Annotated in this window: 22 protein-coding genes; 8 read left to right on the top strand and 14 right to left on the bottom strand. The window is 57.6% G+C overall.

The genetic code is table 11. The features are described from left to right. Positions 1-61 precede the first annotated feature (61 nt). The 4 genes from ACJ8IL_RS17500 to ACJ8IL_RS17485 are packed head-to-tail and all read left to right on the top strand — an operon-like array spanning position 62 to position 1623. A complete protein-coding gene (locus ACJ8IL_RS17500; protein ID WP_099817330.1) occupies positions 62-379 on the top strand; it encodes an ArsR/SmtB family transcription factor in 318 nt (105 codons plus the stop codon). After that, a complete protein-coding gene (locus tag ACJ8IL_RS17495; protein ID WP_442516698.1) occupies positions 369-803 on the top strand; it encodes a YeeE/YedE family protein in 435 nt (144 codons plus the stop codon). The genes ACJ8IL_RS17500 and ACJ8IL_RS17495 overlap by 11 nt, the downstream gene beginning before the upstream one ends. A gap of 2 nt (positions 804-805) precedes the next feature. Further along, complete coding sequence (locus ACJ8IL_RS17490; protein WP_043141748.1) at positions 806-1234, top strand: YeeE/YedE family protein; 429 nt, start codon at positions 806-808, stop codon at positions 1232-1234. Beyond that, the gene (locus ACJ8IL_RS17485; RefSeq protein WP_025302393.1) at positions 1225-1623 is read left to right on the top strand and encodes a VOC family protein; all 399 of its coding nucleotides are present in this window, start codon (positions 1225-1227) and stop codon (positions 1621-1623) included. Before ACJ8IL_RS17490 ends, ACJ8IL_RS17485 begins: the two co-directional genes overlap by 10 nt. A 49-nt stretch (positions 1624-1672) precedes the next feature. On the opposite strand, the gene ACJ8IL_RS17480 is transcribed toward ACJ8IL_RS17485, so the two are convergent. From ACJ8IL_RS17480 to ACJ8IL_RS17465, 4 genes are all read right to left on the bottom strand, one after another. Then, positions 1673-3226 carry a peptide MFS transporter gene (locus ACJ8IL_RS17480; RefSeq protein WP_197769791.1) on the bottom strand — a complete coding sequence of 518 codons (1554 nt, stop codon included), beginning with the start codon at positions 3224-3226 and terminating at the stop codon, positions 1673-1675. 475 nt (positions 3227-3701) lie between these two features. Beyond that, the gene (mdtG, locus tag ACJ8IL_RS17475) at positions 3702-4940 is read right to left on the bottom strand and encodes a multidrug efflux MFS transporter MdtG (protein ID WP_025302395.1); all 1239 of its coding nucleotides are present in this window, start codon (positions 4938-4940) and stop codon (positions 3702-3704) included. A 199-nt stretch (positions 4941-5139) separates the two neighbouring features. Next, the gene (locus ACJ8IL_RS17470) at positions 5140-5424 is read right to left on the bottom strand and encodes a YciI family protein (RefSeq protein ID WP_025302396.1); all 285 of its coding nucleotides are present in this window, start codon (positions 5422-5424) and stop codon (positions 5140-5142) included. Between the two features lie 101 nt (positions 5425-5525). Next, positions 5526-6446, bottom strand: coding sequence for a Kdo(2)-lipid IV(A) acyltransferase (locus ACJ8IL_RS17465; RefSeq protein ID WP_025302397.1), 921 nt, complete (start codon positions 6444-6446; stop codon positions 5526-5528). A gap of 50 nt (positions 6447-6496) precedes the next feature. Here ACJ8IL_RS17465 and ACJ8IL_RS17460 point away from each other — a divergent pair, with 50 nt between their 5' ends. From ACJ8IL_RS17460 to trhO, 3 genes are all read left to right on the top strand, one after another. After that, the gene (locus ACJ8IL_RS17460; protein ID WP_442516697.1) at positions 6497-6700 is read left to right on the top strand and encodes a hypothetical protein; all 204 of its coding nucleotides are present in this window, start codon (positions 6497-6499) and stop codon (positions 6698-6700) included. 10 nt (positions 6701-6710) lie between these two features. Beyond that, positions 6711-6866, top strand: a complete 156-nt coding sequence (locus ACJ8IL_RS17455) for a histidine kinase (RefSeq protein ID WP_225735595.1) — start codon at positions 6711-6713, stop codon at positions 6864-6866. A 119-nt stretch (positions 6867-6985) separates the two neighbouring features. Beyond that, on the top strand, positions 6986-8053 hold the full coding sequence (gene trhO, locus ACJ8IL_RS17450) for an oxygen-dependent tRNA uridine(34) hydroxylase TrhO (protein ID WP_025302399.1): 1068 nt from the start codon (positions 6986-6988) through the stop codon (positions 8051-8053). 47 nt (positions 8054-8100) lie between these two features. Here trhO and ACJ8IL_RS17445 read toward each other — a convergent pair whose 3' ends face one another. Further along, positions 8101-8679 carry a YceI family protein gene (locus ACJ8IL_RS17445; RefSeq protein WP_060440214.1) on the bottom strand — a complete coding sequence of 193 codons (579 nt, stop codon included), beginning with the start codon at positions 8677-8679 and terminating at the stop codon, positions 8101-8103. 23 nt (positions 8680-8702) lie between these two features. Continuing rightward, positions 8703-9257, bottom strand: coding sequence for a cytochrome b (locus tag ACJ8IL_RS17440; protein ID WP_004927830.1), 555 nt, complete (start codon positions 9255-9257; stop codon positions 8703-8705). A 442-nt stretch (positions 9258-9699) separates the two neighbouring features. On the opposite strand from ACJ8IL_RS17440, the gene ACJ8IL_RS17435 reads away from it, so the two are divergent. Then, positions 9700-10758, top strand: coding sequence for an AI-2E family transporter (locus ACJ8IL_RS17435; protein ID WP_049205122.1), 1059 nt, complete (start codon positions 9700-9702; stop codon positions 10756-10758). Here ACJ8IL_RS17435 and ACJ8IL_RS17430 read toward each other — a convergent pair. From ACJ8IL_RS17430 to pyrC, 8 genes are all read right to left on the bottom strand, one after another. Continuing rightward, positions 10706-11638 carry a zinc-dependent alcohol dehydrogenase family protein gene (locus ACJ8IL_RS17430; RefSeq protein ID WP_230203370.1) on the bottom strand — a complete coding sequence of 311 codons (933 nt, stop codon included), beginning with the start codon at positions 11636-11638 and terminating at the stop codon, positions 10706-10708. The genes ACJ8IL_RS17435 and ACJ8IL_RS17430 overlap by 53 nt on opposite strands. 75 nt (positions 11639-11713) lie before the next feature. Continuing rightward, the gene (locus ACJ8IL_RS17425; protein ID WP_004927822.1) at positions 11714-11830 is read right to left on the bottom strand and encodes a DUF2770 family protein; all 117 of its coding nucleotides are present in this window, start codon (positions 11828-11830) and stop codon (positions 11714-11716) included. Positions 11831-11952: 122 nt separating this feature from the next. Further along, entirely contained in the window at positions 11953-12579 is a 627-nt protein-coding gene (locus ACJ8IL_RS17420) for a LuxR C-terminal-related transcriptional regulator (protein WP_025302402.1), read from the bottom strand. 216 nt (positions 12580-12795) lie between these two features. Further along, positions 12796-13911 (bottom strand): N-methyl-L-tryptophan oxidase, encoded by a 1116-nt coding sequence (gene solA, locus ACJ8IL_RS17415; protein WP_049205124.1) that lies wholly within the window; start codon positions 13909-13911, stop codon positions 12796-12798. 140 nt (positions 13912-14051) lie between these two features. Beyond that, a complete protein-coding gene (bssS, locus tag ACJ8IL_RS17410; protein WP_004927812.1) occupies positions 14052-14306 on the bottom strand; it encodes a biofilm formation regulator BssS in 255 nt (84 codons plus the stop codon). A gap of 201 nt (positions 14307-14507) precedes the next feature. Further along, complete coding sequence (locus ACJ8IL_RS17405) at positions 14508-14786, bottom strand: hypothetical protein (protein WP_004927809.1); 279 nt, start codon at positions 14784-14786, stop codon at positions 14508-14510. A 130-nt stretch (positions 14787-14916) separates the two neighbouring features. Further along, positions 14917-15156 (bottom strand): DNA damage-inducible protein I, encoded by a 240-nt coding sequence (gene dinI / locus ACJ8IL_RS17400; protein ID WP_043141722.1) that lies wholly within the window; start codon positions 15154-15156, stop codon positions 14917-14919. A gap of 75 nt (positions 15157-15231) precedes the next feature. Next, a complete protein-coding gene (gene pyrC, locus ACJ8IL_RS17395) occupies positions 15232-16278 on the bottom strand; it encodes a dihydroorotase (protein WP_043141719.1) in 1047 nt (348 codons plus the stop codon). Positions 16279-16488 lie beyond the last annotated feature (210 nt).

The raw sequence follows: 16488 nt of genomic DNA, 5'->3' as shown, positions 1-16488 counted from the left end.
GATGCAGATAAATAGTTTATAAAATGATATTATATAATTTTATAAACTATATGGAGGGGTGATGGATATTGACGTGATGCGCAAGGCGGCGGCGCAGGCCGGCGCGATGCTGCGCACCCTGGGCAACGAAGATCGGCTGCTGCTGCTGTGCCGGCTCAGTCAGGGCGAGATGGCGGTGAGCGAGCTGGCGCAGGCGCTGGATATCCGCCAGCCGACGTTGTCCCAACAGCTTGGCGTGCTGCGGGAGGAAGGGTTGGTCTCCACCCGACGCGCCGGCAAGCAGATTTACTATGCGGTGGCCGATGCCAAAGCGCTGGCGCTGCTAACGACCCTGTATCAACTGTATTGCCCACAGCCGGAGAACCGCGATGACCATTGACTGGCAACACTTCACGCCTTATTCCGCGCTGGCGGGCGGGGCCATTATCGGCGGTGCGGTAGCGCTGCTGCTGCTGTTCAACGGCCGGATCGCTGGCATCAGCGGCATTACCGGCGGTGTCTTGAGTGCCGCTGGCTGGGAGCGGGGCTGGCGCGCCGCATTTATTGGCGGGTTGCTGCTCTCGCCTTGGCTGTATGCTGCCGCTGCGACTTTGCCGTCCGGTGAGATCGCGGTCGGCAACGGCGGGCTGGCGGCCGCAGGGCTGTTGGTGGGATTGGGCACTCGATTGGGCAGCGGTTGCACCAGCGGGCACGGCGTATGCGGCGTCGCACGGTTGGCGCCGCGTTCGCTGGCCGCCACGGCGGTGTTTATGCTGCTGGGCTTTATGACCGTGTGGTTGATGCGCTACCTGGCGGGAGGTTGAGAATGCTTAAAACGCTGTTGGCGCTGCTGAGCGGCATCATTTTCGGTCTGGGGCTGATCGTCGCCGGCATGGCCAATCCGGCCAAAGTGTTGGCGTTTCTCGACGTTACCGGCGTGTGGGATCCCTCGCTGGCGTTGGTGATGGCGGGTGCGATCGCGGTGGCGGCGCCGGCCTTCCTGTGGGCGAGGCGACGCGAGCGTAGCCTGTTGGGGGAAACGCTGCAGATCCCGGCCGCCGGGCGTCTAGATCGTCGTTTGCTGGCGGGCAGCGCACTGTTCGGCATCGGGTGGGGTATCGCGGGTATTTGCCCCGGTCCAGCCTGGGTGTTGGCCGGGGCGGAGATAAGCCGGGTATGGCCGTTCCTGCTGGCGATGCTGGCGGGTATGGCGCTGTATGACGTTATCATGAGGAGGAGGAGTACGTGTCGATAGCCAAAGCGGTGTTGCGCATCGCGCGCCCGACCGATCGGTTGCAAGAGATTGCTACGCTGTATTGCCGCGGGCTTGGTTTCGAAAAGCTGGGTGAGTTTGTCGATCATCAGGGGTTTGACGGCATGATGATTGGGCATCCGCAGCATGCCTACCATCTGGAGTTCACGCAGCATCGTGGGGTGCGGGTCGGGCAGGCGCCGACGCAGGATCATCTGCTGGTATTTTATCTGCCGGATGAGAACGAATGGCGGGCTGCGTGTGAGCGGATGCAGGCGGCAGGGTTTTTATCGGTCGCCGCCTATAATCCCTATTGGGATCGGGCGGGGCAAACCTTTGAAGATCCTGATGGCTATCGGGTGGTATTGCAACATCAGGCTTGGCAGGCATAAAAAAACCGGCGCATCGAGCGCCGGTTTGCGAGATAAAACGGGGTATCCGTCAGACGTTGGTCGCCGGTTTTTGCGCGCTCTTGGACTGGGTATTTTCCAGCATGCGGCGAATCGGCACGATCAGCACAATAAGCACGGCGGCGCAGATCAGCAGCGCGATGGAGCAGCGAGCGAACAGATTCGGCAGCATATCCAGTTGGTCGGCCTTGACGTGACCGCCGATCAGACCGGCCGCCAGGTTGCCCAACGCGCTGGCGCAGAACCACAGCCCCATCATCTGACCGCGCATTCTCTCCGGCGCCAGCAGCGTCATGGTGGCCAGCCCGATCGGGCTCAGGCATAGCTCACCCAGCGTCAGCATCAGGATACTGCCTACCAGCCACATCGGCGATACGCCGGCGCCGCCGTTGCTCAGCACATTTTGCGCGGCCAACATCATCAGGCCAAAACCACCGGCGGCGCACAGGATGCCGATCACGAACTTGGTGATGCTGCTCGGACGCACGTTATTGCGCGCCAGCGCAGGCCAGGCCCAGCTGAAGACCGGTGCCAGCAGGATGATGAACAGGGCGTTGATCGACTGGAACCACACCGCCGGGATCTCGAAGTCGCCGATCATGCGATTGGTGTAATCGTTGGCGAACAGGTTAAACGAGGTCGGTTTCTGTTCAAACGCTGACCAGAAGAACGCGGCGGAGATCAGCAGGATGAAGCACACCAGCAGGCGTGTGCGCTCTTTGCGGCTCAGACCGGCAAAGGCGAACAGATAGATGAAGTACAGGGTGACCGAGGCGGCGATGACGTACACTAGCACGCTGGCCACCTCGACCGGGTTGATAACGATCGTGCCCTGAGCGATCAGCACGATGGCCGCCACCAGGATGGCCGCCAACGCCAGCAACCAGGCACCGACGCCTTTTTTCTTCGCGACCGGGCTGTTCCAGGTGGAGTCCAGACCCACTTCGCGATCATAGCGTTTCATTGCTGGGACGGCGAACACCCGGAAGATCACCAGCGCCACCAGCATCCCGATACCGCCGATGCCGAAGCCCCAGTGCCAGCCGTGTGACTTAATTAGCCAGCCGGAGATCAGCGGGGCGATGAACGAACCGATGTTGATGCCCATGTAGAACAGCGAGAAACCGCCGTCGCGACGCGCATCGCCTTTCTTGTACAGCGTGCCGACCATCACCGAGATACAGGTCTTGAACAGGCCTGAACCGAGCACGATGAACATCAGACCGATGAAGAACAGGTTGGTGCCCATCACTGCGGACAGGGCGATCGACAGGTGGCCGAGCGCGATCAGGATCGAACCGTACCAGACGGCCTTGCGTTGGCCGAGCCAGTTATCTGCCAGCCAGCCGCCCGGCAGCGCCGCCAGGTACATGCTGCCGGCGAAGATGCCGACAATCGCCGACGCGTTCTCACGCGCCAGGCCCAGGCCGCCGTCGTACACGGTGGCAGCCATAAACAGGATCAGCAGCGGACGGATGCCGTAGAACGAGAAGCGCTCCCACATTTCGGTGAAGAACAAAGAACCCAGTGGATAGGGATGGCCGAAGAAGGTCCGGCTTTCTGACTTATTGACAGAGGATTGCATAACGATTTCCCAATAAAAGGCGCTGCAAGGCTGCAGCCCGTACTGTGGTATGTATGTGTATTTAATGAAGGCGATCCGCCCAATGCGGATTACCCGACAAACACCGCGGCTGCAACGCTGATAAACCGTGGAAAGCGTGCTGACCTTTTCTTCACTTGGCCGATGCTTCACATCTGGCGTGATATTATTTAACCATTTGATAACTGGTCGTTGGTTTTGTCTAGTACCTGTATCCCATTTTTTAGACGAAAAGTCGACAAGCATCTCCTTTTCTGGTTTTTCTGTTGGTTATGACAGGAATATGATTGACAGCGGGTTTTATGCGCTGAAAGTTAATTAATTGTTGATAAACAAGATGTTGAGATAAGAATGTTCTGAGCGGGGCGAAAGTTCACAGGCCTGAAGGAAGCATTATTAAAAGTAGGGGAAACGCGCCGTTGATCTGACCAACGGCGGAAAGTGGCGATAAATGCAGCTATGACTCTTCCTGCAGCGTGTCTTCCCGCCTATAGCCCGGCCGTCGCCGCAGACACCACCAGGAATAACCGGCGTTGAACAGCACCACCAGCGCGGTGACCGCGAAGACCGCGCGAAAACCGTAGCCGGCGGAGATTGCGGCGCCGAGCAGCGGGCCGCTGACGTTGCCAACATCGCGGAACGACTGGTTGTAGCTGAAAATACGGCCGGCCACCTGATTGGTGCAGTTGTAAATCAACAACGTCTGTACCGCCGGCAGCAACGCGCCGTCGGCCGCCCCCAGCAGAAAACGCAGTACCCCGAGCTGCCACGGCGTCTGCACGAACGCCATCGGGATCAGTAACAGCACCGAGACGATCAGCATAAAGACCAGAATGCGTTCCGGGCCAATGCGATCGCCCAGCTTGCCCAGCCGCGGGGCGCTCATTAATGCCGCGACGCCGGGCACTGAGGCGATAAGCCCGCTGATAAACGCCAGATTGTGGGTGGCGCCGGCCAGATCGCGCACATACAGCGTCAGGATCGGCGCAATCGAGCCGGTGGCGATCTGGATGATCATGGTGGTGACAAACAGGCTGAGCACCAGTTTCGGGTTCTTCAGCGAGGCGAACACCTGTTTTGCGTGCAACATGTCGCGTTTTTGCACCGGGGTAAATTGTTCTTTGACATACAGCAGCGTCAGTACGAAGCAGACGAATAACACTGCGGCGGTGATATAAAACACCGGGCGCAGGCCGTACAGATCGGCTAACAAACCGCCGATCAATGGGCCTATCAGCGCACCGCCGACGCCGCCGGTAGACAGGGTGCCGAGCGCCCAGCCGCTGCGGTTGCGCGGCACCTGGGTGGCGATCAGCGCGTTGGCGTTGGGAATGAACCCGCCGAGCAGCCCCAGCACCGCACGCAGCGCGAGAAACTCCCAGACCGTTTGCGCCATGCCCATCAGCGCCATGACGATCGCCATACCGAGCGCTGAACGCAGCAGCATCAGTTTGCGGCCGCGTCGGTCTGCCAGGGCGCCCCAGAACGGCGCGGCGATAGCGGAAAACAGGAAGGTGATGCTGAACAGCAGACCGGACCACATGTTGAGCGCCTGATGGCCGGTAACGCCCAGCGTCTCTACGTACAGCGGCAGAAACGGCATCACCAGGCTGAAGGCGGCGCCGGTGAGAAAACATCCCAGCCAGGCGACGAAAAGGTTGCGTTTCCAGTTAACGGGTTCTGCTGCCGAAGCCATAAATGTCCACTGCCGAAAGGTGACGCGTTTTGCCAGCGGCAAGATGAAGGGGCAAAACGTGAAAGTTAGCCTGGTAAGTATGCGCCGCAAGCGCGGCGACGGCAAACGAGGGGACAAAGATTGGGCGAAAAATGAAATAAAGTTTTAAAAATGACGTTTAAACCTTATTCCGCGCTTAGCGCGCGGAATTTACAGCGTTTTATAGTCCGGTCAGCGCCTCGAAACCGGCGGCGGTGGTGGTGGCGCTAAAGTCGGTGACCTCGTAGTGGGCTACGGCGTTGAAGGGATCTTCGGCCAGGATGGCGTCTAACTGCGCACGGTCAATGCCCTTGGCCAGGATCACGCCGCCGGTGCGGGGATTCTTACGGCCGGAGGCGATGAAGGTACCGTCCTGAAAATATTTTTTAAGCCAGGCGATGTGGCCTTCAAGGTGGCTGTCTACGTCGGCGATTGGGCGATGGTAGGTCAGGCTGACAATGTACATAACGGCTCCAGGGTGGGCGGCAAAGGCTTTACCATCCCACCCTCGCCGTCGATTCTCAAGAGGCGCGCAATAAAAAACCCGCCGGTGGCGGGTTGGCTTGATCAGTAGAGCGAAGGCTCGCCTTCCGGGCGGGTCTTGAAGCGGCGATGCAGCCACATGTATTGGTCCGGCGCCATCAGGATCTCTTTCTCCACCACTTTGTTCATAAAGGCGGCGGCCTCGAGTTCGTTATCCAGCGGGAAGTTTTCCACCGCCGGTTGCATAATCAGCTCATACCCTTTGCCGTCCGGCAGGCGGCGCGGGGTGAACGGAACGATCGCCGGTTTACCCATCCGCACCAGCACGTAGCTGCCGGTGGTGGTGGCAGCCTTGTCCACCGCGAACAGCGGCACGAAAACGCTGCTGCGCGGGCCGTAGTCGTGATCCGGCGCATACCAGATGATATCACCCTGTTTCAGGGCGCGGATCATGCCTTTGATGTCTTTGCGGTCCAGCATCGATTTGTTGGAACGCATGCGGCCCCAGGTTTGCAGCCAGTCCATCAGCTTGTTGTCGTGCGGGCGGTAAACGCCGATGCCCGGGTTGTGAATGCCGAAGATGCGCGCGCCCAGCTCCAGCGTCAAAAAGTGCAGGCCAATCAGCAACACGCCCTGCTGGTTGTCGCGCGCTTGTTGGATGTGCTCCAGGCCACTGACCTTGAACCAGCGCTCGATGCGCCAGTTGGGCCAGAACCACGCCATGCCGGTTTCAAACAGCCCCATGCCGACCGATTCGAAATTCTTTACCACCAGCGCATCGCGTTCGGCCTGCGGCATGTCGGGAAAACAGAGCTCGAGGTTGCGTTGGGCGATAGCGACGCGTCGCTTGAGAAAGCGCATGGAAAATCGCCCAATCGAGGTGCCGAGCCAGTAGATGACGGGGTAAGGCAGCAACACCAGCAGGTACAGCAAGCCGATGCCGACCCAGGTCAGCCAATAGCGCGGATGCAATAAGGAACGATTGAAAGTAGGAACTTGAGTCATGGGTTCTCTGTTTGAATACGGTTGTTTAAGTGTAATGACAGAGTCATCGCATGGTCTGGCAGCCGGGTGAGCTCGGCGGCAAGGTTCGTTTCTGCCGTTTGTTTGCGACTATTGTGGCATTTTTCTGGCGATCCGGGAAAACACAACGCATTAAAATCCCTCTTTGGGCGTTAAATATGCATCGAATGCCGAATTTTTCCACAATCTTTCCTGCCAAAGATAATGGCGATATTATTACTGGTAATTATTCATAGGGTAAATATTTTGGCACCATGGATCAGTGCGGGGCTGCTGGTTTTGGGCGCGACGGTCGGCAGCGTTGGCGCGCATCTGCAGGTGAACGCGATATTGGCGCTCGCCGGCGTGATGATGGCGCTCGGCATAGTGGCTTCTGCGTTTACCGAAGGCGACGGACACTGAACGGGGCGCTGGCGCCAGGGCTGCGCGGCGGCGGTTTTTCGGGTATGATATGCGCCGCGCGCGGGCCGGCAGGCGGCGCGCGATAATCAGTCACCTCCCGAAAGACAGGAAAGTACACCATGCCAGTGTTACATAACCGAATTTCTAATGAGGAACTGAAGGCGCGCATGCTGGCGGAAACCGAGCCGCGCACCACAGTTTCTTTTTACAAATACTTCTCCATCGACGATCCCAAAGCGTTTCGCGACAGCCTGTACGTTCAGTTCGAAAAACTGAAGGTGTTCGGCCGCATCTACGTGGCGAAAGAGGGCATCAACGCGCAGATCAGCGTGCCGCAGCATCACTTCGACGCGTTCAAAGCCGCGCTGTTCGCCTCGCACCCGGCGCTGGATCAGGTACGCCTGAATATTGCGCTCGAAGACGATGGCAAATCCTTCTGGGTACTACGCCTCAAGGTGCGTGAGCGCATCGTGGCCGACGGCATCGATGACGAGAGCTTCGACCCAAGCAACGTCGGCGAGTATCTGCAGGCCGATCGCGTCAATCAGATGATAGACGATCCGAATACGGTATTCGTCGATATGCGCAACCACTATGAGTACGAAGTCGGCCATTTCGAAAACGCCATTGAGGTGCCGTCGGATACTTTCCGCGATCAGCTGCCGATGGCGGTGGAGATGCTGCAGGACAGTAAAGACAAGAATATTGTCATGTATTGCACCGGCGGCATTCGCTGTGAAAAAGCCAGCGCCTATATGCTGCACAAAGGCTTTAAAAACATCTACCACGTGGAAGGCGGGATTATCGAGTACACCCGCAAAGCGAAAGAACAGGGGTTGCCGCTGAAGTTTATCGGCAAAAACTTCGTGTTCGATGAGCGTATGGGTGAGCGCATCTCCGACGATGTGATCGCCAACTGCCACCAGTGTGGAGCGCCGTGCGACACCCATACCAACTGCAAGAACGACGGTTGCCATCTGCTGTTCATTCAGTGCCCGAGCTGCGCCGCCAAATTTGAAGGGTGCTGTAGCGAGATTTGCCGCGAAGAGCTGAAGCTGCCGCGCGAAGAGCAACGCGCGCGCCGTGCCGGCCGTGAAAACGGCGTCAAGATCTTCAATAAGTCAAAAGGCTTGTTGCAGACTACGATGCACATCCCGGCACCGGAAGAAGAAGGCCCAGCCCGCTGAGCCTGAGGAAATGAGAAGCCCGGCCGCCAAACCGGGCTTTTTTTTATTTATTTCTCGCGTACGCCTTCTACGGAGATAATCAGCTCAACGTCTTGCGACGCCGGGCCCAGATCGGTGGTGATGCCGAAATCTTTCAGCTTGATCTTACCGTTGGCCTCAAAGCCGGCGCGGTAGCCGCCCCACGGATCGTTGCCCTGGCCAATCAGTTTGGCGTCCAGCGTAACGGGCTTGGTCACGCCGTTCAGCGTCAGGTTGCCGACCACCGCATAACCGTCGCCGCTTTTCTTCACGTCGGTGGATTCAAACTTGGCTTGCTTGTTCTTCTCCACGTTGAGGAACTCGGCGCTGCGCAGGTGCTTGTCGCGCTCGGCGTGGTTGGTGTCGACGCTGGCGGTATTGATGGTCACGTTGACCTTGTCCTTGGACGGATCTTTTTCGTCGAAGGTGAAGCCGCCGTCGAAGTCTTTAAAGCTGCCATACAGCCAGCTGTAGCCCAGGTGCTGGATGCGGAACTCGATAAAGGCGTGCTGGCCCTGTTTGTCGATCTTGTAGTCCGCCGCCAGTGCGGAACCGGCGCTCAGCAGCAGGGCGCCTGCGGTCAGGCCCAATACGGTCTTTTTCAACATAGCAATCTCCATAAATCCAAAGGTTAATCGGCGCTGCTACCCAGCATCCGTTTCAAAGTGACATCACGATCGATAAAGTGATGTTTAAGCGCGGCCAGCCCGTGCAGTACCGAAAGCACTACCACGGCCCAGGCCAGGTAAAGGTGTATGGCGCCGGCGGTGTCGGCCTGTTCCGCCATGCCGGTGACGGTGGCGGGCACGTCGAACCAGCCGAATACGCTGATCGGTTGGCCGTCGGCGGTCGAGATCAGATAGCCGCTGATCAGAATGCCGAACAGCACGGCATACAGCGCCAGATGCGCGAGAATAGCGCTGACGCGAGTGAGGCGACCATAGCTGGCCAGCGGCTTGGGTGGCGGCGAGACAAAGCGCCAGATCACGCGGATCACCATCACGATGAACAGCAGCGTGCCAATGCTTTTGTGGATCTCCGGCGCCTGATGGTACCAGACGTCGTAATAGCCCAGCGTAACCATCCACAGACCGAGTGCGAACATGCCGTACACCGTCAGCGCCACCAGCCAGTGGATTAACACTGACACATGGCCGAAACGATCGGCGGTATTTTTCCAGAGCATCCTGTTTCCTTCGATTACCGATTGGCTGGCTGCAATAATTAAACTTTAGGAAACATAAAATCAATAATAAATTTAACTATGTTACTTCTTAGAAATATTAGTCAGTGAATTTGTTTGAGATGTTCGGGCTTCATCAGATAAATCGTTGAAGATGATATTATTTCCCTCATGGGGCGGTTGTGCTAGTTGTTGAAAATTAGGCTTATTATCTATTAATGTCAGCTTTTGTCATTTTACGTAAATCGTCCATGAGTTGCTCGGTGGAATTATTTGTTGGCAAACGTTATGCCTATTTCTTGCGGCAAAGAGCAGGGCGGAAAGATTAATTTTTTCGAACGGTTAGGCGAAATCCTCTGCGGCGTGACGGTGGACTTTGCTACCATTAGCGCCAAGAGTCGGCTCTTGGTGGCCGGTTAACCCAGTGAAATAACAAGGAAACGTCATGGGCCGAACCCGTGTGACCGACAGTAGCCTGCGTCTGGCCGTCCTGCTGGCGATGTTGGTGATCATTTTGGCCGGGGTGAAAGCCGCCGCCGACATCGTGGTGCCGTTTTTGCTGGCGGTGTTCCTCGCCATGGTGCTGAACCCGCTGGTGGCGATGCTGGAACGCCGACGAGTGCCGCGTATCGTCGGGGTGACGCTGCTGGTGACGGCGGTGATCGTGGTCGTGATGCTGTTTATCGGTATGCTGGGTGCTTCGCTCAATGAGTTCGCCCGCTCGCTGCCCCAGTACCGCGGCATGATGATCGAGAAGCTGCGCGAGCTGCAGCATTACGCCGATCGCTTCAATATCAGTCTCTCCAGCGAAGCGATGCTGCAGTATGTCGATCCCAGCGCGGCGATGAATCTGGTCACCCGCATGCTGGGGCACCTGTCTGGCGCCATGACCAACGTCTTCCTGCTGCTGATGACCGTGGTGTTTATGCTGTTCGAAGTGCAGCTGCTGCCGTATAAGCTGCAGCAGGCGCTGGATAAGCCGAACGAGGGGCTCGCCGCGGTGCGGCGGGCGCTGGACGGCGTGACACGTTATCTGGTGATTAAAACCATCATCAGCCTGGCCACTGGGGTGATCGTCTGGATCTTCCTGGCGGCGGTCGGCGTGCGTTTTGCCTTTATCTGGGGGCTGCTGGCGTTTCTGCTTAACTACATTCCCAACATTGGCTCGGTATTGGCCGCCATTCCGCCGCTGATTCAGGCGCTGTTGTTCAACGGATTGGGTGATGCGCTGGTGGTGGCGGGTGGCTTTATCGCTGTCAACATGGTGATCGGCAATATCCTCGAGCCGCGCGTGATGGGGCGCGGGCTGGGGCTGTCGACGCTGGTGGTGTTCCTGTCGCTGATCTTCTGGGGCTGGCTGCTCGGCCCGGTGGGCATGCTGCTGTCGGTGCCGCTGACGATCGTGGCGCGCATCGCGCTGGAGACCACCGAAGACGGCTATCGGCTGGCGGTTATCCTGGGGGACGGTCGCCCGCCGCGCCAGCCTCCAGCGGCGCCGGAGTGAGGAATATTTTGCCATTCACGCCGGGCTGGGCGGCGTGGTGCAGCGCCGCTGCGTAGTGAGGCAAAGGATAAATCGCGGCGGGTGGGCGCAGCGCCAGCTGGCCGCGTCGCAACAGCTGGAATAACTGATAAAACGCCGTCTGCCATTGCGCCGGTGCCGCCTGTGCGTTCCATTTGCGCAAGTGGAACAGCGAAGCCCGCAGCTTTAACTCGTCCACCACGCGCCGCCAGTCTACCTGGCGGCCGCTAAGCAGGCCCAGCGCCACAAAATCGCCGCCGGTGCGGACCGCCCGCGCCAACTGCAATCCGTCTTCGCCGCCGATGCAGTCGATGGCCGCACGGGCGCCAAAATTCGTCATTTCCACCAGCTGCGACGCTTCGATAACGCGCCAGGCGCCGGCGGCCAGTAACGCCTGGCGATGAGCGGTGTTGCGCACCACGACCGCCAGACGAATGCCGCGCAGCGCCGTCATCTGCGCCAACAGCAGGCTAACGGCGGAACCGCCGCCGTTGAGCAGCAGTAAGTCGCCGGCGTTGAGCGGCAGCCATTGCGTCAACAGCACCCAGCAGGTGAGCGGGTTGATATAGATTTGCGCTGCGCAGGCGTCGTCGATGTCGTCCGGCACCCAGATCACCCGATCTTCAGGCAGCGTGACGAACGTTTGCCAACTGCCGTTACCCGCTACCGCCAGCGCGCGGCGGCCCGTTGAATGCCCATTCTGCGGGTTGACGACGACGCCCACGCCTTCATATCCCGGCACCTGAGGAAGGGCGATGCGGTGCGCGTATTGGCCGTGGATCGGGATCAGATCGGAAGGGTTGATCGGGGCATAGCGCATCTGCAATAACCGCTGTCCGGGGCGCAGCAGCGGTCTGCTCATCTGCTGCAATTCCAGCACCTGGGCAGGATCACCGAAGCGGTTGAAGCTCAATCGGGGAAATAACGGCGGCATGGATTACATGACGAAGAAGAAATAGACATCCAACGCCAGCAGCACTAGCCACAGACACAGGTACAGCACCAGGTGCTCACGCACGTTGTTGACGATAGCCGCCAGTATTCGGTTTAACATTTCAGCTGCCTGAAGAAAGGGACCTTTGATTATAGTCCTTTTCTCGGCGTCTTTTACAGCGCGCCGCGCGTGAGTGCGGGAAGAGAGGCGATAAAAAAGCCTGCGTTATCGCAGGCTTGAGGTTACACGGCCAGCAGCGCCAGCGGCGTCGAATTTGTTGGCGTGCTCGGCGGGTAGAAATAGCGCAGCACGTTATACAGCGAGTAGAACTCCAGCCGGTTGCGCGCGTTGATCTTCTCCGTGATGTGACGCTTGTGCACGTACACCGTATGCGAGCTGATTTGCAGCTTTTTCGCGATGCGATAGTTGGGCATCTCCGCCATCCAATATTTCATCACCGTCAGTTCCTGCGGACTGAACAAGGAACGCTCTTCGCCGTCATCGGCCAGCGCCAGCGGATTTTCGCGCAGCGTGCGTAAAGTGAGTGGCAGAATGCTTTTATTGAACAGAAAGGCGTTATCGGCGATGCGCATTGGCGTTTCGCTGTAAGGGTAAGGCGTATCGAGATAGATAAACAGCAAGGCAGACTGGCTGGCTTCCATAAACGCCAGCAGCTGCGCGTCTGCTTCGTTATAACGGCACTGGTTGCTGAGGTTCACCAGAATGTGGCTCGGCTGAAAGCTGGCCAACAGCGGCGTAGCGTATTCAATGCTGTGGCAGCACTTGATCGTCGTAATCCCACTATCAGCAAAGTAGCTGGCTATACCGACCCGGGTGAAGCAGCATTCGTCCACGACAAGTAGTTTCATGGTGACGTCCTTGTTGAAAGCCGATGGAGCATATCTTCTGTAAAATAGGACTTACACTGCAAGTGTTCAATTCGGAAATTCAAATGCTGAATATAAGAAATTTCCGTTATCAGGATTTTTACTTGGTATTTAAAAGAGTTAGCAGGTTAATAAATTGTAACCGCTAAATTTTGCTGTCCAGGGTACGACGGCAACCTGGACAGAGAAATCCTTCGCTTAGCTAAATCGTTTCAGACCAAAGCTGGAGACGTCGACCGGCGGCGCTTTGTCCTGCGCGAACAGCGCGGCAATCTCACCCAACGCGCTGGCGAACTTGAAGCCGTGGCCGCTCAATCCACTGATAACCATCAGGCGATCGCAATCCGGCAGCGTATCGATAATAAAGTCTTCGTCGGGGCTCATATCATAACTGCAGGCTTCGCCGTGTAAACATACGCCTACACCCGGTAAAAATTGCCGCAGGAAGGAGAAAACTTCCGTGCCGTCGCTGGCGTAGCTGCCGAAGGGTTTGCGCTGCTCGGGGGCATCCATCGGCTGGCCGCCGTCGTGCTTGCCTACTTTCAGGCCGTCGTTATCCGCCGGGAAACCGTAATAGTGCGTGCCGTCTTGCGCTTCGACGGTAAAGGCCGGGAAACGATTGTTCACGCTGTAGCGGCCATCTGCCTGATGCCAGGAGAAGACTTTGCGCAGTGGCGCGACGGGTAACTGCGGCAACAGCGCTTTGACCCAGGTACCGGCGGTGATCACCGCTTTTCGCGCCGTGAAACGCCCTTCGCCGGTGATGACCTCAACGCCGCCATCGATAGGCTCCACCGCGCTGACCGGGCAGTTGAACAACTGGCTGCAGCCGGCTTCTTTTGCTAGCTTGATCAGAGTGGCTATCGCCAGCTCAGCATGCAGGAAGCCGGCGTCGGGCTCGAACACGCCGACATAACCTTCCGGGGCCCGGAATTCCGGCCAGCGTTGAGCGATCTGTTCGGCGCTGAGGGTTTGCGCATTCAGACGGAATGTTTGCGCGCTCTGCTGAGCATTGCGAATGAAGTCGGAGTGCTGCGGCCCCAAATTGAGGACGCCGCACGACTGAAACAGTTCCTCGCCGGATTGTTGAATCAGCGCATTCCACAGCGCCTGGGCGCGTAGCACCAGCGGCACGTACTTTTCGCCTTCGCCGTAAGCGTGACGGATGATGCGGGTATCGCCGTGATGGCTGCCGTTGCGGTGCGGGGGAATGGCGCTGTCGATCATCAGCACTTTCAAGCCGGCCCGCGTGGCGTAATAGCCTGCCGCTGCGCCGACGGAACCGCTGCCCACCACAATCAAATCATATTCCACGTACCCACCCTCTCTGATAGCGATTTCTTATCGCCCCATGATAAAAGGTTGGCGAGCGCAATGCACTGATTGAACGATGAAAGGCAAAGAAAAAGGCGCCGGGAATGGTCACGGCGCCTTAGAGGTTAGGAGACGATAAATCAATGTTTTCTGCGATCAAGATCCTGGTAATCCGTAGCTTCAATCTTGGCGATGCCGGCTTCTAAGATATTGATTAATTGACGGGCGACATCTGTAGTCAGCCAAAGCGTTCGGTCTACTTGGGCTTCTTCGGGCGTTTGGTCTAGTGAAGACAGGTAATGAAGGCGTATCATCATGGCGTCGTAAACGTCGACAGTACTGATATCCCAACCGACAAGCGGGTGCGTCTGAATTACTTCATCATTTCTGTCCATAAAGACCCCTTATTGAGTAGTAACTACCGTGAGTGACTAACGAGGATCAATGCGGCTCATCATCATGAGAGCAATTACAGTATACGCATCCGCTTTCATCGGTGGAGGGGGTTGTCACCGAAATTTGCAAAATAAATATTTATTTGAACAATTATTCTACAAATTTGCAGGTGCAGCAGTGGACGAGTCAAGCGCAGCGCGTTATTCCGCGTCGGCAGGTGGCGATGCACCATGCAGACATTTTTCCAGCTCTTCGGCCAAATGGGCGAAATGCTTTTGCGTTTCGGCATCACGATTCTGGCTGTGCGATTCCAGCTTCAGGCTGTGGATCAGCCGTTGGTTGGCTTTGTCATCCAGGCTGAAGGCCAGATAAGAGAAAGCTACTTCCAGTACGTTCAAGCGCCTTTTCTGATCGGCAATCAGCGCCAGCAGTTCGCCAAACGTCATTGCGTCTTCGGATTTCACCTTGTCCGGGGCCATGCTTACTCCTTTGCGTTAAATACAGCGCTGAGGCAGATTTTGTTTCAGAGTAAGGGTAAGCGATGAATGGGCAGGGCGCCAGAAACAAAAAAGCCGGAGAGCGACCCCCGGCAAAAACAGCATTGCAGTGTTATTCTGCGCTAAACCATTCGTCCGCGCTTTCCCAGGTTTCCTGAAGGATTTCCTCGATCAGATCCCGATCGGTTTTGGCGCCCCCCAGCACGGAGAGCCCGTTGGCGCCGGCATAACGTACATGAACGACGGCGTCTGGAAACTGGCGATTGACCCGTTTGCCCAGTTCACCGGTCAGCGCCTCAATGGCGCCCGACGGCAGCGGCCGGGTTTTATCTAGAGTGACTTCAACACGCATAATTGCCCCCGAAGCGATTTACTGTTTATTTATACAGTTAACCGAGTGCGAGGGCAAGAGGGCGATGCAAAAATATCAGTCTTTCAGCGACCAGTTCAGGGTTTCACCCGCCAGGAAGGGGATCACGGATTCATTGCCGAGGGTAATCTCTTCCGGTTGGGTGGTTGGCACGCGCTGCAGTTCGATGAAGTCTTCGTTGAGCGGCAGGCCATAGAAGCGTGGGCCGTTGAGCGAGCAGAAAGCCTCGAAGTGCTCCAGTGCGCCGAGCTGTTCGAAGACCGCTGCGTAAGCCGGGATGGCATTCGGCGCATTGAAGCAGCCGGCACAGCCGCAGCTGGACTCTTTGCGATGCTTGAGGTGCGGCGCGGAGTCGGTGCCGAGGAAGAAACGGTCCGAGCCGCTGGCAACCGCCTGACGCAGCGCTTCCTGATGGACGTTGCGCTTGAGGATCGGTAGGCAGAACAGGTGTGGGCGAATGCCGCCGACCAGCATGTGGTTGCGGTTGAACATCAGGTGTTGCGGCGTGATGGTGGCGCCGAGGAAACGGTTGCCTGCCTGCACGTACTGTGCCGCTTCTTTGGTGGTGATGTGCTCGAAGACGATTTTCAGCTCCGGGAAGTGACGGCGGATAGGTTCCATCACCTGTTCGATAAAGCGCGCCTCGCGGTCGAAAATATCGACGGCAGGATCGGTCACTTCACCGTGGATCAGCAGCGGCATGCCGATTTTTTGCATTTGCTCGAACAGTGGGTAAATGCCGGTCACGTCGCTGACGCCGTGGCTGGAGTTGGTGGTGGCGTTGGCCGGATACAGCTTGGCGGCGGTAAACACCCCTTGCTCGAAACCGCTGACCAGTTCACTGGCCGCCAGAGAGTTGGTCAGGTAACAGGTCATCAGCGGAGTGAAGTTGTGACCCTGCGGCACCGCCGCCAGAATCCGATCGCGGTAGGCGCGTGCGGCGGCCACGGTCGTCACGGGCGGAACCAGGTTCGGCATCACGATCGCCCGGCCAAATACCTGGCTGGTATAGGGCACCACCGTTTTCAGCATCTCATCGTCACGCAGGTGGATATGCCAGTCGTCTGGGCGGCGGATTTTCAGAACTTGAGGTTGTGCGGTCATCTAGCTAGGCTCCGGCGGTCAAATACGTCTAATGAAAAGCGAATAATGGGTTTATTCACGCCGGGGTGTAAGGATAAGCGGAAAGTGCCGCAGATGCATCTGTTTGTTGGCGACAAGTTGAAATCAACGGCGCAGCAGGCGCATAGTGACAAGGATTTCAACGATGCCGACGCCAATACCGTCGACTTTCATCAAGTGGAAAGGGAGAAA

The organism is Serratia sp. CY47444 (assembly GCF_052168635.1).
In the GTDB taxonomy this organism is placed as follows: Bacteria; Pseudomonadota; Gammaproteobacteria; order Enterobacterales; family Enterobacteriaceae; genus Serratia; species Serratia bockelmannii.
Note: the sequence above shows the minus strand (reverse complement) of the source record. Positions and strands in the feature narration are given on the sequence as shown.